Here is an 821-nt window from a genome sequence, read left to right as displayed (position 1 = left end):
GCCCCTACGCGGCCGCCTGCGGCGGCGCGTATTCCGGCGCCGCCATGCGCACGGCCGAGCCCTGGGCGACGGGGAAGTCGCCGGCGGAATCGAGGGCGTCGAGCGGCAGGAAGCGGCCGGCCTCGCCGTCATAGGCCAGCAGAATGCCGGTCTCGATCTCGAAGAACCAGCCGTGCAGCCGCAGCTGGCCCTTGGCGAGGCCCGCGGCCACGCTCGGGTGGGTGCGCAGGTTCGCGAGCTGGACGATCACGTTCTCCAGGGCGAGCGCCCGGTGGCGCTCCTTCGGGTCCATGTCGGCGGGATAGGCCTCGCAGACGATCCGCTCGGCCGCGTGGCTGTGCCGGAGCCAGGCGGCGACGTTGGGCATCCTCGCCAGGGCCTCGGGGCTCATCAGCCCCTTCATCGCGCCGCAATCGGAATGGCCGCAGACCACCACGTCGCGGACGCCGAGCGCCACGACGGCGTACTCGATCGCCGAGGAGACGCCGCCGGTGGCGGTCGAGAACGGCGGCACGATGTTGCCGGCGTTGCGGCAGACGAACAGCTCGCCCGGGCCGGCCTGGGTGATGTGCTCGGGCGAGACGCGGGAATCGGCGCAGGCGATGATCAGGGCCTTGGGCTGCTGCCCGTCCCTGACCAGCCGCTGGTACATCGCCTGCTGCCCCGGGAAGACCTTGTCCTGAAACTCGGAGATGCCTTGGATGATGTTGTCCACGAAGGATCCTCTTGCGCTGAAACGATGTGGGCGCCGACTCGCGGCGATCGCTGCGATGCCGGCACGGCGGGGCGCCTGCCGTCGAGCGGCGCGGCGCGGACGCGAG

At 71.7% G+C, this 821-nt stretch carries 1 protein-coding gene; it reads right to left on the bottom strand.

All coding sequences use genetic code 11. From position 1 onward, the window contains the following. Positions 1-4: 4 nt before the first annotated feature. On the bottom strand, positions 5-715 hold the full coding sequence (locus tag FV223_RS28900; protein WP_147730031.1) for a carbonic anhydrase: 711 nt from the start codon (positions 713-715) through the stop codon (positions 5-7). Between the last annotated feature and the right edge of the window lie 106 nt (positions 716-821).

The organism is Methylobacterium sp. WL116 (genome assembly GCF_008039455.1).
Classification (GTDB): Bacteria; Pseudomonadota; Alphaproteobacteria; order Rhizobiales; family Beijerinckiaceae; genus Methylobacterium.
The sequence above is the reverse complement of the archived record's forward strand: the minus strand, read 5'-3'. Positions and strand labels throughout refer to the sequence as shown.